The following is a 19,817-nucleotide window of genomic DNA, read 5'->3' on the forward strand; positions in this document are numbered from 1 at the left end:
TGATCAACCCTTCCACACCGGATCCGGCAACCCGAGGTGTGAGCGCAGCGTCGTGCCCGTGTATTCCGTGCGGAACGCGCCGCGCTCCTGGAGCAGCGGCACCACCCGGTCCACGAAGCCGTCCAGGCCGCCGGGTGTCAGATGCGGTACGAGAATGAAGCCGTCGGCGGCGTCCTTCGTCACGAACTCGTCGAGCTCGGCCGCGACGGCCTCCGGAGTGCCGATGAAGGACTGCCGGCCGCTCGCCTCGATCACGGTCTGCCGGATGGACAGCCCCTTCTCGCTTGACAGGGCCCGCCATTTCTCGGCGATCGCGAAGGGGTCGGCGACTTTCACCCGCCCCTGGACCAGGGTCGATCCGGGCTCCGGGTCGATGTCCGGGAGTGGCCCGTCGGGGTCGTACGAGGAGAGGTCGACGCCCCAGATCTGCTCCAGCGCGAGGATCGCGTTCTGCGGCGAGACCTGAAGGCGGCGGATCTCGGCGGCCCGCTCCTGGGCCTCGGCGGCGGTGTCGCCGAGTACGACGGTGACCCCGGGCATGATCTTCAGATCCTCGGGCGCCCGCCCGTACTTCGCGAGCCGCCCCTTCACATCGGCGTAGAACTCCCGGCCCGCCTCCAGAGTCCCGTGCCGCGTGAAGATCACGTCGGCGGCGGACGCGGCGAACTCGCGGCCCTCCGGCGAGTCCCCGGCCTGGATGACGACCGGGTGCCCCTGCGGAGAGCGCGGCACCGTGAACTCGCCCGCGATGTCGAAGTGTTCACCCCGGTGTGCGAAGGGGCGGGGCAGTCCGTCCGGCGTCCAGGAGTCCCACAACTCCCGCGCGGTGGCGAGGAACTCGGCGGCTCGCGTATAGCGGTCCGCGCGGTCGAGATAGCCGCCGCGCCGGAAGTTCTCACCAGTGAAGGCGTCCGAGGAGGTCACCACGTTCCAGGCGGCCCGGCCGCCGCTCAGGTGGTCCAACGTGGCGAACCTGCGGGCGAGTTCGTAGGGCTCGTTGAAGGTCGCGTTGACCGTGGCGGCGAGCCCGAGCCGCTCGGTGACGGCCGCGAGCGCGTTGAGCACGGTGATCGACTCGGGCCGTCCCACCACGTCCAGGTCATGGATACGTCCCCGGTGCTCGCGCAGTCGCAGCCCCTCCGCGAGGAAGAAGAAGTCGAAGAGACCGCGCTCGGCGGTGCGCGCGAGATGCTCGAAGGAGGAGAAGTCGATCTGCGACCGGGACCGGGGATCGGCCCAGACCGTGGTGCTGTTGACGCCGGGAAAGTGCGCGGCGAGGTGCACCTGCTTGCGTACGGTCATGACGTTCCCCCTGCCACGGCGTACTGGTTGGCGGGCCGCCCAAGCCCCAGGTGTTCCCGGAGCGTGCTGCCCGGATAGAAGGTGCGGAACAGGCCGCGGTGCTGGAGCAGCGCCACCGTGCCGTTGACGAGCCGCTCCAGGTCACGGAGGGGTTCGACGGGCGTGAGGTGGAAGCCGTCGGCGGCCTCGGCCTCGTGCCAGGAGGTGATCAGGTCGGCGAGGTCGACCGGACCGCCCCGGTACAGCGGGCCCTGCGCGGTCTGCCGGGGTCCGCCGCCGCCGTGGCCCGGCTCGGCCGCGCGCTCGCCGTCACCGAGGTCGACGGTGAGCCCGGCGAGCACCCGCAGGTCGTCCGGGTTCCGCCCGAATCTCGCTGCCCCGTCCCGCAGTTCGGCCCGTAAGGCACGGGCCTGCGCCGGGCCCGCGACCCGTACGAGCGCCACGTCGGCGTACCGGGCCGCGGTCTGCCGGGCGTGCCCCTCGGTGGCGTCGACGACGCGGACGGGGTGTCCCTGCGGAGGGCGCGGCACGATCGAGGGTCCCTTCACCGAGAAGGTCGGGGCCTCGAAGTCGACGTAGTGCAGTCTGTCCCGGTCGATGAAGCGGCCGGTCGCCTCATCGCGTATCTCGGCGTCGTCCTGCCAGCTGTCCCACAACCGGGCGGCCACGTCGGCGACTTCGCCGGCCTCCCGCCACAGCGCGTCGGCGGGCGCGGTATGCCGCCGGCCGAACAGCCGGGCCTCGCCCTCGGACGTCGACACCTCGATCCGCCAGCCGGCCCGGCCCCGGCTGACCCAGTCGAGGGTCGCCACGGCCGCCTGCACGTGGAAGGGCTCGGTGTGCGTGGTGGTCACCGTCGGCACCAGCCCGACCCTGCGGGTGACGGGCGCCACCCGCGCGAGGACGGCGAGCGCGTCGGGCCCTGGACGGGCGAAGGTGTCGCCGAGCGTCACGAAGTCGAGCGCACCGCGCTCCGCGAGCTGCGCCAGCTCCACATGGGAGGCGGCGTCGTAGGCCGCCTGTTGGTCGAGGGCGGCGGCCAGGTGCAGAAGCCCCCGGCCGTTCGGTGCGGTCATGGGGTGGGACCTTTCAGCGGTGAGCAAGGGGGCGGCGGGATCTGTGCGGATCCCGCCGCCCGGGGGTGGACTACGACTCGGTCTTCGGCAGACCCGGCGGGTTGATCTCGGACTTCTCGACGGCCTCGCTCGTCAGCCCCCAGCGCTTGAGCACCTCGGCGTACTGGCCGTTCTCGATCACGTGGTTGATGGCGGCGGCGTAGGCGTCCACCAGGCCGCTGTCCTTCTTCGTGGTGGCGGCGATCTTGCCCTGGAGCTTGTCACCGGCGCCGGAGAGGGTGCCGACGATCACGGTCTGGCCGGCGGACTCGACGTGGTAGGCGGCGGACGGACTCGGGCCGAAATACGCGTCGATCCGTCCCGACTGGAGCGCCAGGTAGTAGTCCGTGTCCTTCTGGAAGTACTTGATGTCCACGGGCTCGAGCCCGGCGGCCTCGTTCTGCTTGCTCCAGTCGACGAGGATCTTCTCCTGGTTGGTGCCGGAGGAGACGGCGATGGTCTTGCCCGCGACGTCCTTGGGCTCCTTGACCGTCCAGTCCACGCCCTTCTTCGCCTCGAAGGAGATGTTGTCGAGGCGGTAGGTCGCGAAGTCGTACTTCTCCTTGCGCTCCTCGGTGACGGTGACATTGGAGAACACGGCGTCGAACTTGGCGCTGTCGAGCCCGACGAAGAGGTTCTCCCAGGAGACCTCCTCGTTGTCGAGCTTGAGACCGAGGGTGTCCGCGACCAGCGTCGCGAGGTCGATCTCCGAGCCGATTCTGGTCTTGTCGTCGGTCGCGTAGAACCCGAGTGGCGGCGAGGCGTCGGCACTCTGGCCGAGCTTGAGCGTGCCGCGCTCGCGGACGGCCGCCGGCAGGAGCGCGGCGATCGAGTCGACCTTCTTGCCGCGGATGCGGTTCTGGTCGGGGCCGATGTTGATGTTGCCGACCTTCTTGGTGTCCGAGCCGCCCGTCCCGGTGGCCGCGTCACTGTCACCACCGCAGGCGCTGAGCAACGGTGCGGCGACAAGGGCGGCGATGGAGGCTGCGAAGGTACGTCGGGACAACATGGGCGAACTCCTATGAGGGTTAAGGGATGTGACGAGCCGTTTCAGAAGGATCAGAAAGAAGGGATCAGTAAGAAACGGGGCTTCAGAGGACCTTGGACAGAAACGCCCGGGTCCGTTCGTGCTGTGGCTTGTCGAGTACGTCGCCGGGGGCGCCCTGCTCGACGACGCGGCCGTCGTCCATGAAGACCACGGTGTCGGCCACCTCGCGGGCGAAGCCGATCTCGTGCGTGACCACGATCATCGTCGTGCCCTGGTGGGCCAGGTCCTTGATGACGTCGAGGACCTCACCGACCAGCTCGGGGTCGAGCGCGGAGGTCGGCTCGTCGAAGAGCAGCAGCTTCGGCTCCAGGGCCAGCGCGCGGGCGATGGCGACCCGCTGCTGCTGACCGCCGGACAACTGCTTCGGGTAGGCGTCGGCCTTGTCGGCCAGCCCTACCCGGTCGAGCAGTTTCCGCGCCGTCTCCACGGCGTCCTTGCGGGGCCGCTTCAGCGCGGACACCGGCGCCTCGACGATGTTGTCCAGCACAGTGAGGTGCGGGAAGAGGTTGAAGTTCTGGAAGACGAAGCCGATCTGGGTGCGCTGCTTGAGGATCTCGCGTTCGCGCAGCTCGTACAGCTTGTCGCCGGAGCGCCGGTAGCCGACGAGGGTGCCGTCGACGCTGATCCAGCCCTGGTCGACCTTCTCCAGGTGGTTGATGGTGCGCAGCAGCGTCGACTTGCCGGACCCGGACGGGCCGAGGATGACGGTGACCTCTCCGGTCCGCACTTCGAGGTCGACGCCCTTGAGCACTTCCAGCGAACCGAAGCTCTTGTGGACGGACTTGACGTCCACCATCGGAGCCGTGCGGTCCTGCGTGCCCTCGTCCTGCGCGCCGCCCTCGTCCTTCGTGACCGTGGCGCTCATCGCGTGGCCCCCTTCGAGAAGTGTCGTTCGACGTAGTACTGGAGGATCGACAGCGCGGTGGTCAGGAGGATGTACCAGGCGGTGGCGACCATCAGGAGCGGGACGACCCGGCCGTTGCGGCCGTAGATCACCTGGACCTGGTAGAAGAGCTCGCCGATCGCCATCACGGAGACGATCGAGGTGCCCTTGAAGAGGGAGATCACCTCGTTGGCGGCGTTCGGCAGGATCGAGCGCATCGCCTGCGGCAGCACGATCCGCCGGATCTGCCGCAGCCTCGGGATACCGAGGGCGGCGGCCGCCTCCAACTGCCCGCTGTCCACGGCCAGTACGCCACCGCGCACGATCTCCGCCGCGTACGCCGCCTGGTGCAGCGCGAGCCCGAGCACGGCCGCGCTCATGGCCCCGACCAGGTCCATCGTCGGGAAGGAGAAGAAGCCGGGCCCGAACGGGATGCCGAACTGCAACTCCTGGTACAGATAGGCCAGGTTGAACCAGAACAGCAGCTGCACGATCAGCGGGATGGAGCGGAACGCCCAGATGTAGGCGAACGCAACGGCCTTCAGGAACGGACTGGCCGACAGCCGCATGAAGGCGAGCACGATACCCAGCGCGAAGCCCAACGCCGTTCCGTAGAAGGTCAGTTGGAGAGTGACCCAGACCGCCTTGAGGACCACGTCCGCCGCGAAGTACTCGGCGAACACATTCCACTCCCAGCCGGCGTTGGTGGCGAGTCCGTGCGCGAACTGCGCGAGCAGCACAGCGGTCGCGACCACGGCGGCCCAGCGCCAGGGGTGGCGGACGGGCACGACCTTGAGCGCGCCGAGATCCTCTGGCTCGGGGGCCGATTTCGTGCGGGGTGGATCACTGGTCAGGGACATGAGGGTTCCTCGGGGCGTGATGGTAGGTGAGCGGAACGCCGGGCGGGTGGAGCGGCGGAGTCCAAAAAACGCGTCAGGGCCGGAGCTTCAGGCCGCGGCCCTACAGGAGAGCGCGCGCAGGAACGCCAGCACGGCGCGCGCCGCCGCGTCGTTCTGCCGGAAGGCAGGCCCTCCGGTACGCGGCCGGGTGAACGCCCCCGAACCGCGCGCGTCGGTGTGCGGGCCCAGCGCGAAACGCCGGGGGTGCGGGGTGCCGGAGCGGTCCAGGACCCGGCCGTCGGCGGGGTGCACGGCGAGCAGCCCCTCGGGGGTCGCGGCGGCCCCGTCGGCGTACAGCTCGCGCAGCAGCAGGTCGCTGGTGCGCTCGACCGTGGGGTGCGGCAGCCGTGCCTCGACGAGCGCGCGGGCCTCGACCCTCGCGCCGGGCACGGTGGCACTGCCCGCCCGGAAGACGCCGTCCTCCGCGGTGACGGTCATGTCGGCGCCCACGAACTTCAGGATTCCGGCCCGCGAGAGCGCCAGCATCTGCCGCAGCCGGGGTCCGGGCGGCCCCGACGCGAGATAGCTGAAGAAGCCGTGCCACCAAGGACCGATGTCACCGAGCCGGACCAACTGGCCGTACACGGAGAGCAGTCCGAGGAAGACGGCCAGGTCCGGGCTGTTCGACGGGTCGTGACGCCGCGTCAAGTCCCCTTCGATGTAGGCGCGCAGGCCCGTCTGGAGTTCCTCGTACGACGCGTGCCGCACTCCGTCGAGCGGATGGTCGAGGGCGGTGAGGTCGAGCCGGTCGGCCGGATCGGGCACCGCGGATGTCACCAGCGCCTGGATCTCGGCGGCGTCCGAAGCCGCGTACTTCTCCTCGAAGTCCGTCCAGGCCGTCCGGGTCCGCTCGGGGTGGGCCGCGAACAGCCGGTGGTAGTGCGCGAACCCCAGTTCCTTCTCGATCAGCGGCTGAACGTCCCGCCGGAAGTCAAAACCGTCCGGCCGCGCGAGCAGCCCGTCGATCTCGCCGGGCCCCAAGAAGCGTGGCAGCGGCGGCCGTTCGCCCTCCCAGTCGTAACCGATCTTGGAGTGGTACGGAACCCCGCGCCGGGAGCCGACGTACAGGATCGGCTCGCGCCCCGACGGTATGTACGTCTCTCCCTCGTGGCGTCCGCCACGTCCCTCCGTCAGCAGCACCATCAGGTCGACGAAGGCGAGCCCGAAGCCGCGCACGAGCACCGCTTCGCCCGCCTCCAGCGCGGACAGGTCGCTGTCGGCGGTGAAGTCCGGCGGCAGGTGCACCAGCCCGTGGCGCTCGGCGTACGCCGCCAATTCCCGCTGTTCGTCGTCGAGTTCGGCGTCGAGGTGACCGAGCGCCAGGACCACCAGGTCGGCGTCGAGGGGCCGCGGCAGACCCTCCAGCCATACCTGCTGGCGTCCCCCGCGAGGCCCCTCGACACGCAGGGCGCGGCGCGGGTGGTGCTGGACCCTGACGCCCGACGGCAGAGCGGCGACGGCCCGTTCGTACACCCAGCGCAGATACGTGCCCTGACGCTGCCGGTCCGCGAAGACCCGCCCGTCGAGGGCCGCCCACTCGTGCAGCGTGGGGCCTTCGGACACCGGCCCGTCCATGTTCACCGACTCGTCGGTGAACATCGTGACGTCCTGAGCCTGCGAGTTCATCCACAGCAGCGGCGACTGTTCCTCGCGCCAGATGCGTCCGCCGCCAGGCGGATAGGGATCGACGAGATGGATGTCGAAACCCTCGGAGGCCGCCGTACCCTGCGTGCCCTGGGTACTCTGCGTGCCCGAATCCCCGTACAGCTCAGGCAGGTTGGCGGCGATCCGCTCCAGGACACCGGTCCCCCGTGGCCCGGCGCCGACGATCACCAGGGCGGGCCGCCCCGCGCTCATCGGGTGCGCTCCGAACCGCGGGCCAGGACAACGCCGCCGGCGGTCCACCGGCCGAGGCGGCGCTGCGGAAGGATACGGAAGGGCGCCGCATCTTCCGGTGCGGCGGCCTTGCTAAGGGTGTCGGACGGCATGCGAAGGCTCCGTGATGCGTCGAGTCGAACGCGGTGGTGCCTTCACACGGAGCCGCACGGCCTCACAGGGGCCGAACAGACCACACAGAGCGTCACGAGGACGCCCCCACGGCCGAGCCCCTCAGCATGGCCGTCCGTCGAGAGTACGGGGGCGTTTCCCCCCACTGTCAAGGGTGTCCACACTGTGAGCGATACGTCTCATGTCAGTTGACGCGGAAACGGATGCCTGTTCCACTTGCTCCATGTATTCGCAGCAGTGGCTGGTCACGCGCTCCCACATCGACTTCGGTCGAGTGTGGTCCTCTTCCTGTTGAGCTGACCGCTGCGCCCTTTCCGACGGCGCTTTCTGCGTTTTCCCGGCGCCGTCCGAGCGCCGCTTCCCACGCCTTCACACGCGTATCCCGCGCCCCCCTCGCGCACACAGCTCTCTTTTGTCACCGCCATCCGCCTGCTTTCTGCCCGCCCCAGGCCAGAGCTCTGCCCGCTTCCGCCATCTCGTCCGTCGATCCGACAGCGTCGTCGACGAGGCTGTGCGGCCAGAACGTCGCGACCGGCGCGGGCCGGTGGCAGGTCGCCCACCGGCCCCGACACGCCTGCGGGGTGGCGTCCCTCAGCAGCCGCAGTCACACCCGCAGTCGCACCCGTCACAGCAGTTGCCGCAGCAGTCACCGCACTCGCAACAGTCGCCGCACCCACTGCAGTCACAGTTGCACTGACTGCAGAACCCTTCTTTGCGTTCCCGGCTCCACGGGTCCTGGTACTCGCCGCAGCACATCTGGCACGTACAGGCCAGCCCCGCCCACACCAGACAGCCCGCGATGAGCCCACGCCGGTCGCGGCGCGGCGGCTCCGGGGGAAGCGGTGGGCCGCCCGGGCCGCCGGGCGGCGCGTACGGTCCGGCCGGCGGGCCGTATACATCCACCCGGTGTCCGCAGGAGCTCATGCCGAAGGCGCGGTCCACGGAGTTCCGCAGTTCGTGCGCGAGCAGGACGTGCGCCAGCCTGCCGTCCGTGAACTCGATCTCGCGCAGCGCCAGCCGTATCCCGTGCAGGGCGTCATCGGCGAGCCGTCGAGCCTCCGCGAGCGAGGTACCGGTCGCCGTCAGCGGGTTCCACGCGCCCGACGCGGCGTCAGTTTCCCTGTCCTCCACGGCATCCAGGAGATGTGCGAGCCGCCCGAAGAGCCGCCCGGTCTCGGCGAGCGGCACGGCGTTGCCCGGGCGCCCGGCGAGGACGGCGGTGTGCGCGAAGGCCGCGGCGGTCGCGGTCTCGGTCGGCTCGGTGACCGTCAGAAGCGGCGTCCCGAGCCCGGCCAGCGCCTCGACACCGAACTGCCGGTCCACGGCGTCGACCAGCACAGCGGTGTCGAACCCGACCTCCGCGCCGGTACGCGCACCCGCGCGCCCCCAGCTCCTGGCGACCCGGCGCGCCGCGAGCGCCACCGGCCTGCGCGCCAGCAGCCCGTCCCCGTCCGCCACGTGATCGCGCACCTTGGCCGACGCCAGCACCAGCGAGACGGCGGCCGCGAGCCGCGCGCCCTCGCCCTGCGCGACGGACGCCGTCCGCATACCGCGCAGGGGACAGGGCCCCGCCGTACGCCGCCATCCCGTGGCGCGCTCGGCCTGAGCCTCCGTCAGAACCGATACCAGCAGCCCGTCGTAGTTCGTGACCACCCGCGCGAACTGCCCGTGATCCCTGCGCAGCGCGAGACACAGCCCGCACAAATGCGCCATCCATTGGGCCTTGAGTCCTTCACCGAGGCGATGGCTGCAAGGCCTCACTATCCCGAACACGACACTCCCCCGTGATGTGTACGAAGTTGAGGTGCGGCATCGTATCGACCACCTCGTTCACCCGTACGCACCACCCGTCACCCAAACGCCGTCGAGAATCATATTTCACTCTCAGTCAGCAGCCGTACACAGCAAGACCCTTGGGATACGCGGGCTCTCGACGTATTCGCTGTGCACCAGTACCGTCACGAAACCCCCGCGCGGCGTCTATCCCCTTGGCGCTACATCCGCATCATGGACGACCATGGGGATGCGGAAAGCAAGAAAGACCGCTGTGAGAGGAGGCGTCCATGGGATCGGTGCGCAAGGCGAGTGCCTGGCTTGGCCTCGTCGACGACAACGATGACGAGCGTTACTACGACGATGACAACTACGCCGAGAACCAGGAGACCGGCGATGCCTGGGTCACCGACCCTCGCGTGAAGGTCGCGTCCGAGACGGCTGAGGAGAAGGGCCGCCGGATCGGCACGGTCACCCCGGACAGCTTCCGGGACGCACGCGGAATCGGCGAACTCTTCCGGGACGGCGTCCCGGTCATCATCAACCTCACGTCCATGGAGCCCGCCGACGCCAAGCGCGTGGTGGACTTCGCGGCCGGCCTGACCTTCGGCCTGCGCGGCACCATCGAGCGGGTCGCCACCCGTGTCTTCCTGCTGACCCCTGCCAACACGGAGATCGTCAGCGGCGAGGCAGCGAGCCGTCCTGCCGACGGTTTCTTCAACCAGAGCTGAGGCAGGGCCGCTCACCGGCCCTGCCTTGCCGGGGTCCTTGCGGGTTCTTCCGGGGTTACGAGTTCTTACCGGAAGGCATCGAGTCCGGTGAGCGCCTTGCCCAGCACGAGTTGATGCATTTCGACGGTGCCCTCATAGGTGAGCACCGACTCCAGGTTCGTGGCATGCCGCATCACGGGGTATTCGAGCGAGATGCCGTTGGCGCCGAGAATGGTGCGGGCGGTCCGGCAGATCTCGATCGCCTCCCGCACGTTGTTGAGCTTGCCGAAGCTGACCTGCTCCGGGCGCAGTCGCCCCGCGTCCATGCGCCGCCCCAGGTGATGGGCGAGCAGAATCCCCTTGTGCAGTTCGACCGCCATGTCGGCGAGCTTGGCCTGGGTGAGCTGGAAGCCGCCGATGGGCCGCCCGAACTGCTCGCGCGTCTTCGCGTATTCGACGGCCGCCTCGAAACTGGCCCGCGCGGCGCCCATCGCCCCCCACACGATCCCGTACCGCGCGTGTGACAGACAGCCCAGCGGCCCCTTCAGCCCGGTGACCTCCGGCAGCACGGCATCGGCGGGCAGTCGTACGTCGTCCAGGATCAGCTCACTGGTGACGGAGGCCCGCAACGACCACTTGTGCCTGATCTCGGGAGCGGAGAACCCGGCCACGTCGGTGGGCACCACGAACCCGCGGATCCCTTCGTCGCTCTGCGCCCACACCACGGCGACCCCGGCGACGGACCCGTTGGTGATCCACATCTTGCGCCCATTGAGGACCCAGTCTCCGCCGTCGCGCTTGGCGTACGTCCGCATGGAGCCCGGGTCCGACCCGTGGTCGGGCTCGGTGAGCCCGAAGCAGCCGATGACCTCGCCGGAGGCCATGGAGGGCAGCCACCGCTGCTTCTGCTCCTCGGACCCGAACCGATGTATGGCGTACATCGCCAGCGACCCCTGAACCGACACGAGCGACCGGATCCCGGAGTCCGCGGCCTCCAGCTCCAGACAGGCGAGCCCGTACTGCACGGCGCTGGCCCCCGCGCACCCGTACCCCTGGAGCGACATCCCGAGCGCCCCGATCCCGCCCAACTCCCGCGCCAGTTCCCGGATCCCGGGCAGCTCACCCTTCTCGTACCACTCGGCGACGTATGGCAGCACCCGGTCCGCGGCCCACGCCCGCACGGTGGCGCGGATCGCCAGGTCCTCCGCGTCCAGAAGGTCGTCGACACCCAGCGGATCGGCGGGGTCGAAGGGGGGCAACTTCGAGGACGCGGACATGGCACAGCCTCCGGAACTCTAAAACTAGCGCCGCTAGTCACGAATACGGCGCCGACGTTACGACGCAGTGTCCCGCACGTCCAGGGATCCACGTCCGGAGACCCGTGTCCATGTGACCCGATTCCATGTGACCCGCGTCCATGTGACCCGCGAACGGCCGGCCGCCGACGGCGGTCCGCCCCCACAGGAGACGGGCACCTCCCGACCAAGTCGCACGGGCCGTGCGTGGGCGGGAGAGCTACACGGAGACGCGGGACTCCGCGACCTGCCTGGGCGCGGGGATCTCCGCAGCAGGCGTCTCGCACTCCATGACCCGCGGCAACCGCAACGCCATGGCGGCCCCGAGCAGCAGCAACCCCGCGCTGACCAGCAAGGTCACATGCAGTCCGTGCACGAAGGAGTCCCGAGCCGCATGGCGCAGGGCCGCACCAGGATGCCCGCCAAGCCGCGCAGCAACCTCGTACGCCTCTCCCAGAGAGTGCCCCGCCGCCTTGGAATCGGCGGACGGAACCCCCGGAACCGAGGACAGCCGGGGCGTGTACGCCGCGTTCATCACACTCCCCAGGAGCGCGATCCCGATCCCCGCGCCCAGTTGGTACGAGGTCTCGCCGATCGCCGCGGCCCCGCCGGCCTGCGCCGGAGGAGCCTCGCTCAGCATCGACTCGTACGCGCCGAAGAGCGTCATCTCCAGCCCGAAGCCGAGCAGCATGAAGCCGCTGAGCAGCAGCCCCGTATTGTCGTGCCCGCCCATCGGCGTGAGCATGATGACCGCGGCGGCGGTGACGCAGAACCCGGAGCAGACCATCGTGCGCGGCCCGAACCGCCGTAGCATCTTCGCCCCGCCGAGCCCGGCCGCCATCGCGGCGACGGTGAGCGGCAGCAGCCGCAGCCCGGTCTCCAGCGGCGAGAGGCCGAGCACGAGTTGCAGATACTGGGCGGCGATCAGCTCGAGCCCGACCAGGGCGAGCATGGCGAGCACGATGCAGCAGACGGACGTGGTGAACGCGGGCCGCGAGAACATCCGCAGATCGACCAGCGGATGCTCACGCCGCCGCTGCCGTCGTACGAAGGCGACCATCAGCGCCCCACCCGCCAGCAGCGGTACCAGGGTGAACGGGCTGAACGGCGCCTCACCTCCGCCGAGCCGCTTCACACCGAGGACGAGTCCGAAGAGCGCGGCGGCGCCCATGAGCGCGCCGACGACATCCCAGGGTCCCTTGCCGTCACCCTTCGACTCGGGCAGCAGCAGTCGCCCGATGGGCAGGCTGACCAGCATCAGTGGAATGTTGACGAGGAAGACGGACCCCCACCAGAAGTGCTCCAGCAGAAATCCGCCGAGGAGCGGCCCGACCGCGGCGCCGACGGCGGCGACGGCGCTCCAGATGCCGATCGCGAGCGCCCGCTCCCGCCGGTCGGGAAAGACCTGCCGCAGGATGGACAGCGTCGCGGGCATGATCATCGCGCCGCCGACACCGAGCAGGGCGCGCGCCCCGATGAGCACCTGCGCACTGTCGGCGAGGGCCGCGAGTCCGGAGGCGACGCCGAAGAGCGCGTACCCGAGGAGGAGGATCCGTCGGCGGCCGACCCGGTCACCCAGCGTGCCGAAGAGGATGAGGAGCGAGGCACAGACGAGCGGGTAGACGTCGACGATCCAGAGCAGCTCTATCCCGCCGGGCTTGAGGTCCTCCGTGACGGCGGGCACCGCGACATGCAGCACGGTGGCGTCGAGGGCGACGAGGAGCAGGCTGACGCAGAGGACGACCAGGACGACCCAGCGGTTGGCACCGGGCCCGGCCTCCCGACGGCATCGCACAGCGGCCGTAGTCGTCCCGGACATGTACTACCTCCCAGATGTTCCCTCGCGTTCGGCGGGACCGCGGGGTGGGGACTCCCTGCGGTTGCGGCCTGGGAGAGCGGAATCCCGGCCCACGCAACAAAGGCGAGTGAGCCGTCAGCGTACGCGAGTTCTCGCGGATGACGCGTGGCGGACCTCTCAGGTTTCTGCCACCCGGGTGTGGCGTACGCCACGCCGCCCCGCGTCCAAGCACGCCGTCGCGTTCGTGACATTGCTCCACATAGAGGACAAATGATGGTCCCAGTGGCGCCGATCTTCATGATCAACCCGGTGACGCCGGGTGAGCGGACGGATAATTTCATCCAATCTTCAGGTGAACGGAACTATAAGTGCGGTAAATCGAACTCACACCTGATCAATGGAATTGAAGGGTTTGGCCATGGCGGATTAGCGATTCATTGGAAATTGACATCATCCTGAGAGGAATCCCACATCACATCGTCATCACAAAGCGAGTGATTCGCCCTGGAACACAGCTCACTCGCTGTAACGTCGATTGAGTGCGTACCAAACGATTGCTGACTCGTCTTGACCGGGTGTTCGCCCGGCTGGACCGTGAGCCGGAACGACCGGCCCACATCGATGTGCCGGTCATGAACCGGCACAGGGTCGTGCTCTTCACCGCGACTCTGGCCTTCTACGTGGCCATCGTGTGGGCCGTCGTGATCACCTCATGGCTGGTCCGGCTCGACTGGCAGGTCATGTTCTTCCGCCCTTATCAGCAATGGCCGGAGATCCATGCGTTCCTCGACTACTACGTAGTACTCGGCCAGCGCGGCCCCACCGCGGTGATGGTCACCGCCTGGCTGGGCTGGCGCTCCTGGCGGCAGCACACCCTGCGCCCCCTGCTCACGCTTGGGGCCTCACTGCTGCTGCTGAACATCACGGTCGGCGCCGCCAAGATCGGCATGGGCCGCCTCGGTCCGCACTACGCGACCACGATCGGCTCGAACGAGATGGGTCTCGGCGGCGATATATTTCCGTCGGGTCATACCGCGAACGCCGTCGTGACCTGGGGAATCCTGGCCTATCTGGCCTCGACCCCACGGGCCAGGAGATGGCTGTCCGCGGTCTCCGCCGTGGTCTCCCTGGGCGTCGGTCTGACCACCGTCTACCTGGGCACGCACTGGCTGAGTGACGTGGTCCTGGGCTGGGCGGCGGGTCTGCTGATCCTGCTGGCGCTGCCCTGGTTCGAGCCGCTGATCGCCCGCGCGGAGGTCTGGATCTTCGCCCTGCGCGACAGCTGGCGTGCCCGTCGCGCCCGTACCGCACCCGTTCCCGCAGGTACACCCGCCCCCGCCCCGGTGGGCGCGCCGGTCATGGTCACGCACCCCACCGGCGTGGAAGGGGACATGCCGGCGCACGAGACGGCCGCTTCCCGCGCGCCGCGGACGCCGGTCACCCTGGCTCCCGGACCATCCACGACACGCTCCGAGCGCACCCCCGTCACCCCGGTCGGCAGCCGCCGCCCGCCGCAGCCGGACCGGGTGCCCCGCACACCCACGAATCCCTCGACCCGCCCCGCGACAGGGGCCTGAGCACCCAGAACCCGCGGGGCCGGTACGCACAGCCTCTCCCCGCAACGCGAAGGCCCCCGGCTCCTGACGAGCCGGGGGCCTTCGCGCACACCGTCGACGGCGTCGCCCGTCAGCCCTTCCAGCAGCGGGTCACCCTGCCGTCGCTGACCTCGAAGTTCAGCCGCCCCGCGCGGTATTCCATGGTGATGATCGTGCCGGGCGGCAGCGAGCGCACCGTGGACCAGCCGTGCTCGCGTGCACGACGCTCGGCGCTTCTCGCCTCCAGCCCGACATAGGGTTCCGTGCTGTCCTGGGGCTCTGCGGGAGGAGTCGGAATGGGTGCCATGAACGCCACGTTAGGCGGCCCTCCGTCACCGGGGAAGCCCGACCCCGCACCATGCCCCGCTTATCCCTCTCCGGTCACACTTCTGTCACAGGATCACGACACGCGTTTCGACTGAACTCCGTCACACCTACGAGGGTTCGGTACGCGTCTCGCACACCTTCGAACGTAATTCGGGACTGCCCCGACAGTGCCCCGAATAGCCCGGTGGATTGCATGGATCCGGCCACCCGTCTACGCCTTTCCATTCCGATTCCGGGGCGTGCTCCGGGAGCTGACACCGCATAGGAAATACACGGTTCCAACACACAACCCCCGCGCGCCCTCTGTCGGACCGAGGGGCGGCGCGAGCATCATGGCGTGAGCTTCAGCAGGCCCAGAACGCGATCGCGAAGGGGCGAGCGATGGGGACGGACACCGCGCAGGCGGCGGCGCGACCCGTACGGACCAAGCAGCCGGGGCGCGTGATCGTCGACTGGCTGACCACCACCGACCACAAGAAGATCGGGCACCTCTACCTGATCACGTCGTTCACGTTCTTCCTCATCGGCGGCCTGATGGCGCTGCTGATGCGCGCCGAACTCGCCCGGCCGGGCCTGCAGCTCATCGACAACAACCAGTTCAACCAGCTCTTCACCATGCACGGCACGATCATGCTGCTGCTCTTCGCGACCCCGACCTTCGCCGGGTTCGCCAACGAGATCATGCCGTTGCAGATCGGCTCCCCGGACGTCGCCTTCCCCCGCCTGAACATGCTGTCGTACTGGCTGTTCCTCTTCGGCGGCCTGATCGTCCTCGGCTCACTCCTGGTGCCCGACGGACCCGCCGCCTTCGGCTGGTTCGCCTACGCGCCGCTGAACAGCCTGGAGCGCTCGCCGGGCATCGGCGCCGACATGTGGATCATGGGGCTCGCGCTGGCCGGCTTCGGCACGATCCTCGGCGCGGTGAACTTCATCACGACGATCATCGGGATGCGCGCGCCCGGCATGACGATGTTCCGGCTGCCGATCTTCACCTGGAACACCCTCTTCACCTCGATCCTCATCCTCTTCGCGTTCCCGGTGCTCGCGGCGGCGCTGCTGGTCCTCGAGGCGGACCGGCGGTTCGGCTCGCAGGTGTTCGACGCGGCGAACGGCGGGGCGCTGCTGTGGCAGCACCTGTTCTGGTTCTTCGGGCATCCCGAGGTCTACATCATCGCGTTGCCGTTCTTCGGGATCATCACGGAGATCCTGCCGGTCTTCAGCAGGAAGCCGATCTTCGGCTATCTGACCCTGGTCGCCGCGACGATGGCCATCACCGGTCTGTCGGTGGTCGTGTGGGCGCACCACATGTTCGCGACCGGCGCGGTGCTCCTGCCGTTCTTCTCGTTCATGTCGTTCCTGATCGCGGTGCCCACGGGAGTGAAGTTCTTCAACTGGACCGGCACGATGCTCAAGGGGTCACTGTCCTTCGAGACCCCCATGCTGTGGGCCGTCGGCTTCCTGGTGTCGTTCCTGTTCGGCGGCCTGACCGGGGTGATCCTGGCCTCGCCGCCCCTCGACTTCCACGTCACCGACTCGTACTTCGTGGTCGCCCACTTCCACTACGTCGTGTTCGGCACCGTCGTCTTCGCGACCTTCGGCGGCTTCTACTTCTGGTGGCCCAAGTTCACCGGCAAGATGCTCGACGAACGGCTCGGCAAGATCCAGTTCTGGACGCTCTTCGTCGGCTTCCACACGACGTTCCTGGTGCAGCACTGGCTGGGCGCCGAGGGCATGCCACGCCGGTACGCCGACTACCTCGCCGCCGACGGCTTCACGGCGCTGAACACCCTCTCGACGATCGGCGCCTTCCTGCTGGGCATCTCCACGCTGCCGTTCCTCTACAACGTCTGGAAGACCGCCAAGTACGGCACCAAGGTCGACGTCGACGACCCCTGGGGCTTCGGCCGCTCCCTGGAGTGGGCGACCTCGTGTCCGCCCCCGAGGCACAACTTCAAGACGCTGCCCCGGATCCGCTCCGAGTCCCCGGCGTTCGACCTGCACCATCCCGATTACGCGGCGGTGTCGCCGGCTGCCCGGCCCGCTCCAGAGCCCGGGACAGCCGGTCCCGAGCCGTCCTGATCGCCCCGGTGAGCTCCGCGGGTTCGAGCACCTCGAACTCGAAGCCGGTCATCATCACGTGAAGCACCATCACATCGAGGCTCGCCGCCCCGGTCCGCAGGATGCAGCTGTCCTTCCCCTCGGCCTCCAGCATCCCGGCGGTGGGCGAGATCCGCTCGACGGCCTCCTCCATGGGCACCAGCAGCCTGACGACGGCATGCGAGGCGTACACCCGCCTGGAGACGCCTCTGGAGACGTACTCCGCCAGGTCCTCGGCCGGTGGCGTGCGGGGTGTGAAGCGCGGTCCGTGCGGTGGCGTGGGCGTGATGCGGTCCACCCGGAAGGTACGCCAGTCGTCGCGGTCGAGGTCCCAGGCGACCAGATACCAGCGGCGCTCGGTGCAGACCAGCCGGTGCGGTTCGACCGTACGGCGACTGGACTCGCCCTCATGACTGCGGTACTCGAAGCGCAGCCGCTCGGCGTCCCGGCAAAGGTTGGCCAGCTCCGTGAGCACGGCGGGATCGATGGCGACGGCTGACGGCTGCGAGCCGCGCAGCATCGGCACGGTGAACGCGTTCAGGGCGCTCACCCGGCGGCGCAGCCTGTGCGGCAGCACCTGTTCCAGCTTGGCGAGCGCGCGTACGGAGGTCTCGCCGATGCCCTCGATGCCCTGCCCCGCGGCCGTCCGCAGCCCGACGGCCACGGCCACCGCCTCCTCGTCATCAAGGAGCAGCGGCGGCAGCTCGGCCCCCGCGCCGAGCTGATAGCCGCCGCCCGTGCCGGGGCTGGCGTTGACGGGATAGCCCAGCTCCCGCAGCCGGTCCACGTCCCGGCGCACGGTCCTGGGCGTGACACCGAGCCGGTCCGCCAGGTCCGCCCCGGACCATTCCCGATGGGCCTGAAGCAGCGAGAGCAGACGCAGCAGCCGTGCGGAGGTCTCCAACATGGGGTTGAGTCTGGCAGCCGTTGCGGACACCTTCGGTCCGCAAGGGGTTGTTCGCCCCCTCCGCCCCAGACCCCGCTCCTCAAACGCCGGAGGGCTGAGGATTCTCAGCCCGTCCGGCGTTTGAGGACGAGCGCGTTCAGCGCGATGCGGGGGTCTGGGGGCGACAGCCCCCGGAACAAGGGACGGGTAGGGGCGGAGGGGGCGAAAAGACCACCCCGCCCCCCCTGCCCCGCCCCCCTCAAGGCCGATAAGCCAGCTGCCGCACCTCAAAACAGTTGCTGTCCATCTCCCCCTGGGAGACCCACCCCCGCGCGTCCTCCCACCGGGCCACCGACAAACACGTCCTCCGCGTCGAGGGCGGCGCGGCCAGCCGCTCGTAGACGACAGGAACCAGCAACCCCTCGGCGCTGTAGGGCTCCCCCCGGTTCATGAACCGGTCGACGCACGCCCGCGTGACCCCCGAAGACACACAGGACTCGGCCGCATCCGAGAACCACATCGCAGCCGCCCACCCCTCCAACTGCCACTGGGAGTGCGTCTCCAGCCCCTTCGTCGCCTCACGAAATTCCCGCACGGCGGCATTCCCGGTGTCCTCGTAGTTGCGGCTGGCCCCGGTGGCCCACAGGGCGTTGCGGCACCGCGGCGAGTCCGCGTAGTCGGAGGCAACGGCGGACGTCCAGTTCTGCACATTGGTGACCTTGGCGATGACCGAGGCCCCGACGGCGTCCATCGCCTCGCAGAGCTGCGCGTTGCCATGCGTGTCGAGGGCGTCGAAGACGAGATCGGCGCCCTGTTCCTTCAGATCGGCCGCGGCGGCCCGGAAGTTGGGGAGCGCGAAGTCGACCTGTTCGGTGACGACCTCGTAGCCCTCGGCCTTCAGCCCCGCGGCGACGAGCCCGGCGTAGGAGGCCGACGCGGACTGGTTGTAGGAGACGACGGCGGCGGTACGGGCGCCCTGCTCCCGCTTGAAGTAGCGGTAGACCTCGGTCCCGCCGTACAGCTCACCGCCCCAGCCGGGCGTGCCGGCACGGGGCGCGAGGCTGCCGTAGATCCCGTAGAGGTAGGGATAGGTGTCGTAGGCCGGCCCGATGGGCTGCCCGCCGATGTCGGGCACGCGCGCGTGGGACACGCGAGGAGCACCCGCGTAGTCGAGGGCGGTGGTGGCGACGAGGGCGACGACCTTGTCCTCGTCGACGAGTCGGTGCACGCACTCGTTGTTGCCGACCCCGCTGCCGCCGTCGTCACACAGCCGCACCTCCACCTGCCGCCCGCCGATCCCGCCACGCGCGTTGAGCCGGTCGAAGTAGGCCTTCGCCCCGTCGCGCGGTCCGGTGAAGGCGGAGCCGCCGACGGGGCTGGTGGCGCTGGTGATGATGCCGACGCGGATCGGTGCGGTGCCCCCTTGCGGGGCGGGCGTGGACCGGCCCTCGAAGTCGCTCTCCGGGAGGCGGCTGCCGCAGGCCGCGCTCAGCAGGAGCAGCAGGCCCGCGGCGAGTGCCTCAGCAGCCCGGGCCCGGCGACGCATTGCCGCTCAGTTGCACCAGGGCGCAGAGCGTCTTCACGGACACCTTCCAGGTGCCGTCCTGCTCGACCGCCGTTCCGGAGGCGCCCGGCAGCGCGGTCGCGCCTTCCAGGAGCAGGGAGTACGTCACGTTCGCGTCGGCCGGCGAGGTGAACTCGACCTTCTCGACGACGGCCTCCACCTGCTGGCCGCGCTGATCACCGCTGAAGCCCTCCAGGACCTGCGTCATCTGGTCGCCGTTCTCCAGCACGGCCGTCTTGTCCTTCTGGGCGACGGCCGGGTCGAAGAACTTCACCCAGTTCTCCTTGACCTCCTGTTCGGCCGCCGCGGCATCGGCCGGAGCCGTGGGGCTGGGCTCCGCGCTGGTGGACTGTTCCACGGAGGGGGTGGGCGGGTTGGTGTCACCGCCGCCGCTTTCGTCGCTGCACGCCGTGAGGGCCGCGGCGAGGAACAGGACCGCCGCTGCCGCCACCCCCCGGCCGTTCCCCCGCCTGAGGTCGCTCCCGAGAACCATCTGGCTCACCACCGGGTGTCGGACC

General features: G+C 69.4%; 16 protein-coding genes and 1 pseudogene. 4 read left to right on the forward strand and 13 right to left on the reverse strand.

Annotated elements, in window-relative coordinates; all coding sequences use genetic code 11:
* Window positions 1-3: 3 nt before the first annotated feature.
* The 7 genes from ACFVKT_RS28185 to ACFVKT_RS28215 all read right to left on the reverse strand — a co-directional run bounded on the left by ACFVKT_RS28185 (window position 4) and on the right by ACFVKT_RS28215 (window position 9,027).
* Window positions 4-1,302 (reverse strand): NtaA/DmoA family FMN-dependent monooxygenase, encoded by a 1,299-nt coding sequence (locus tag ACFVKT_RS28185; RefSeq protein ID WP_385736425.1) that lies wholly within the window; start codon window positions 1,300-1,302, stop codon window positions 4-6.
* Complete coding sequence (locus ACFVKT_RS28190) at window positions 1,299-2,378, reverse strand: LLM class flavin-dependent oxidoreductase (protein WP_385736428.1); 1,080 nt, start codon at window positions 2,376-2,378, stop codon at window positions 1,299-1,301. Before ACFVKT_RS28190 ends, ACFVKT_RS28185 begins: the two co-directional genes overlap by 4 nt.
* A 70-nt stretch (window positions 2,379-2,448) precedes the next feature.
* Window positions 2,449-3,426: an ABC transporter substrate-binding protein gene (locus ACFVKT_RS28195; protein WP_385736431.1), complete on the reverse strand. Its 978-nt coding sequence runs from the start codon at window positions 3,424-3,426 to the stop codon at window positions 2,449-2,451.
* Window positions 3,427-3,508: 82 nt separating this feature from the next.
* Complete coding sequence (locus ACFVKT_RS28200; RefSeq protein WP_385736609.1) at window positions 3,509-4,261, reverse strand: amino acid ABC transporter ATP-binding protein; 753 nt, start codon at window positions 4,259-4,261, stop codon at window positions 3,509-3,511.
* 65 nt (window positions 4,262-4,326) lie between these two features.
* The gene (locus tag ACFVKT_RS28205) at window positions 4,327-5,208 is read right to left on the reverse strand and encodes an amino acid ABC transporter permease (RefSeq protein ID WP_385736434.1); all 882 of its coding nucleotides are present in this window, start codon (window positions 5,206-5,208) and stop codon (window positions 4,327-4,329) included.
* 87 nt (window positions 5,209-5,295) lie between these two features.
* Complete coding sequence (locus ACFVKT_RS28210; protein ID WP_385736437.1) at window positions 5,296-7,104, reverse strand: FAD/NAD(P)-binding protein; 1,809 nt, start codon at window positions 7,102-7,104, stop codon at window positions 5,296-5,298.
* Between the two features lie 741 nt (window positions 7,105-7,845).
* Window positions 7,846-9,027 (reverse strand): DUF5685 family protein, encoded by a 1,182-nt coding sequence (locus ACFVKT_RS28215; protein ID WP_385736440.1) that lies wholly within the window; start codon window positions 9,025-9,027, stop codon window positions 7,846-7,848.
* A gap of 290 nt (window positions 9,028-9,317) precedes the next feature.
* Here ACFVKT_RS28215 and ACFVKT_RS28220 point away from each other — a divergent pair, with 290 nt between their 5' ends.
* Complete coding sequence (locus ACFVKT_RS28220; RefSeq protein ID WP_385736443.1) at window positions 9,318-9,758, forward strand: cell division protein SepF; 441 nt, start codon at window positions 9,318-9,320, stop codon at window positions 9,756-9,758.
* 65 nt (window positions 9,759-9,823) lie between these two features.
* On the opposite strand, the gene ACFVKT_RS28225 is transcribed toward ACFVKT_RS28220, so the two are convergent.
* A complete protein-coding gene (locus tag ACFVKT_RS28225) occupies window positions 9,824-11,014 on the reverse strand; it encodes an acyl-CoA dehydrogenase family protein (protein ID WP_385736445.1) in 1,191 nt (396 codons plus the stop codon).
* A 238-nt stretch (window positions 11,015-11,252) separates the two neighbouring features.
* Window positions 11,253-12,851, reverse strand: a complete 1,599-nt coding sequence (locus ACFVKT_RS28230; protein WP_385736448.1) for an MFS transporter — start codon at window positions 12,849-12,851, stop codon at window positions 11,253-11,255.
* Between the two features lie 261 nt (window positions 12,852-13,112).
* Between ACFVKT_RS28230 and ACFVKT_RS28235 the strand changes: the two genes are divergently transcribed.
* Window positions 13,113-13,289, forward strand: a complete 177-nt coding sequence (locus tag ACFVKT_RS28235; protein WP_385736451.1) for a hypothetical protein — start codon at window positions 13,113-13,115, stop codon at window positions 13,287-13,289.
* A gap of 80 nt (window positions 13,290-13,369) precedes the next feature.
* Window positions 13,370-14,407, forward strand: a complete 1,038-nt coding sequence (locus ACFVKT_RS28240) for a phosphatase PAP2 family protein (protein WP_385736454.1) — start codon at window positions 13,370-13,372, stop codon at window positions 14,405-14,407.
* Between the two features lie 109 nt (window positions 14,408-14,516).
* Here ACFVKT_RS28240 and ACFVKT_RS28245 read toward each other — a convergent pair whose 3' ends face one another.
* The gene (locus ACFVKT_RS28245; RefSeq protein WP_365435138.1) at window positions 14,517-14,732 is read right to left on the reverse strand and encodes an I78 family peptidase inhibitor; all 216 of its coding nucleotides are present in this window, start codon (window positions 14,730-14,732) and stop codon (window positions 14,517-14,519) included.
* A 401-nt stretch (window positions 14,733-15,133) separates the two neighbouring features.
* Here ACFVKT_RS28245 and ctaD point away from each other — a divergent pair.
* Window positions 15,134-16,660: pseudogene (ctaD, locus tag ACFVKT_RS28250) on the forward strand (cytochrome c oxidase subunit I); the annotation flags it as partial.
* Between the two features lie 43 nt (window positions 16,661-16,703).
* On the opposite strand, the gene ACFVKT_RS28255 reads toward ctaD, so the two are convergent.
* From ACFVKT_RS28255 to ACFVKT_RS28265, 3 genes are all read right to left on the reverse strand, one after another.
* Window positions 16,704-17,756, reverse strand: coding sequence for a helix-turn-helix transcriptional regulator (locus ACFVKT_RS28255; RefSeq protein WP_385736457.1), 1,053 nt, complete (start codon window positions 17,754-17,756; stop codon window positions 16,704-16,706).
* Between the two features lie 238 nt (window positions 17,757-17,994).
* Window positions 17,995-19,281, reverse strand: coding sequence for an ABC transporter substrate-binding protein (locus ACFVKT_RS28260; protein ID WP_385736460.1), 1,287 nt, complete (start codon window positions 19,279-19,281; stop codon window positions 17,995-17,997).
* Entirely contained in the window at window positions 19,256-19,792 is a 537-nt protein-coding gene (locus ACFVKT_RS28265; RefSeq protein WP_385736463.1) for a hypothetical protein, read from the reverse strand. The genes ACFVKT_RS28260 and ACFVKT_RS28265 overlap by 26 nt, the downstream gene beginning before the upstream one ends.
* Window positions 19,793-19,817 lie beyond the last annotated feature (25 nt).

Origin of the sequence: Streptomyces sp. NPDC127595 (assembly GCF_042671685.1) — a bacterium.
Classification (GTDB): domain Bacteria; phylum Actinomycetota; class Actinomycetes; order Streptomycetales; family Streptomycetaceae; genus Streptomyces.

Bases quoted from the DNA above. Each gene is read 5' to 3' on its own strand.
- ACFVKT_RS28210 (WP_385736437.1), bottom strand. From the start codon at position 7,104: ATGAGCGCGGGGCGGCCCGCCCTGGTGATCGTCGGCGCCGGGCCACGG.
- ACFVKT_RS28185 (WP_385736425.1), bottom strand. From the start codon at position 1,302: ATGACCGTACGCAAGCAGGTGCACCTCGCCGCGCACTTTCCCGGCGTC.
- ACFVKT_RS28220 (WP_385736443.1), top strand. From the start codon at position 9,318: ATGGGATCGGTGCGCAAGGCGAGTGCCTGGCTTGGCCTCGTCGACGAC.
- ACFVKT_RS28255 (WP_385736457.1), bottom strand. From the start codon at position 17,756: ATGTTGGAGACCTCCGCACGGCTGCTGCGTCTGCTCTCGCTGCTTCAG.
- ACFVKT_RS28195 (WP_385736431.1), bottom strand. From the start codon at position 3,426: ATGTTGTCCCGACGTACCTTCGCAGCCTCCATCGCCGCCCTTGTCGCC.
- ACFVKT_RS28230 (WP_385736448.1), bottom strand. From the start codon at position 12,851: ATGTCCGGGACGACTACGGCCGCTGTGCGATGCCGTCGGGAGGCCGGG.
- ACFVKT_RS28190 (WP_385736428.1), bottom strand. From the start codon at position 2,378: ATGACCGCACCGAACGGCCGGGGGCTTCTGCACCTGGCCGCCGCCCTC.
- ACFVKT_RS28225 (WP_385736445.1), bottom strand. From the start codon at position 11,014: ATGTCCGCGTCCTCGAAGTTGCCCCCCTTCGACCCCGCCGATCCGCTG.
- ACFVKT_RS28245 (WP_365435138.1), bottom strand. From the start codon at position 14,732: ATGGCACCCATTCCGACTCCTCCCGCAGAGCCCCAGGACAGCACGGAA.
- ACFVKT_RS28205 (WP_385736434.1), bottom strand. From the start codon at position 5,208: ATGTCCCTGACCAGTGATCCACCCCGCACGAAATCGGCCCCCGAGCCA.
- ACFVKT_RS28260 (WP_385736460.1), bottom strand. From the start codon at position 19,281: ATGCGTCGCCGGGCCCGGGCTGCTGAGGCACTCGCCGCGGGCCTGCTG.
- ACFVKT_RS28265 (WP_385736463.1), bottom strand. From the start codon at position 19,792: ATGGTTCTCGGGAGCGACCTCAGGCGGGGGAACGGCCGGGGGGTGGCG.
- ACFVKT_RS28200 (WP_385736609.1), bottom strand. From the start codon at position 4,261: ATGGTGGACGTCAAGTCCGTCCACAAGAGCTTCGGTTCGCTGGAAGTG.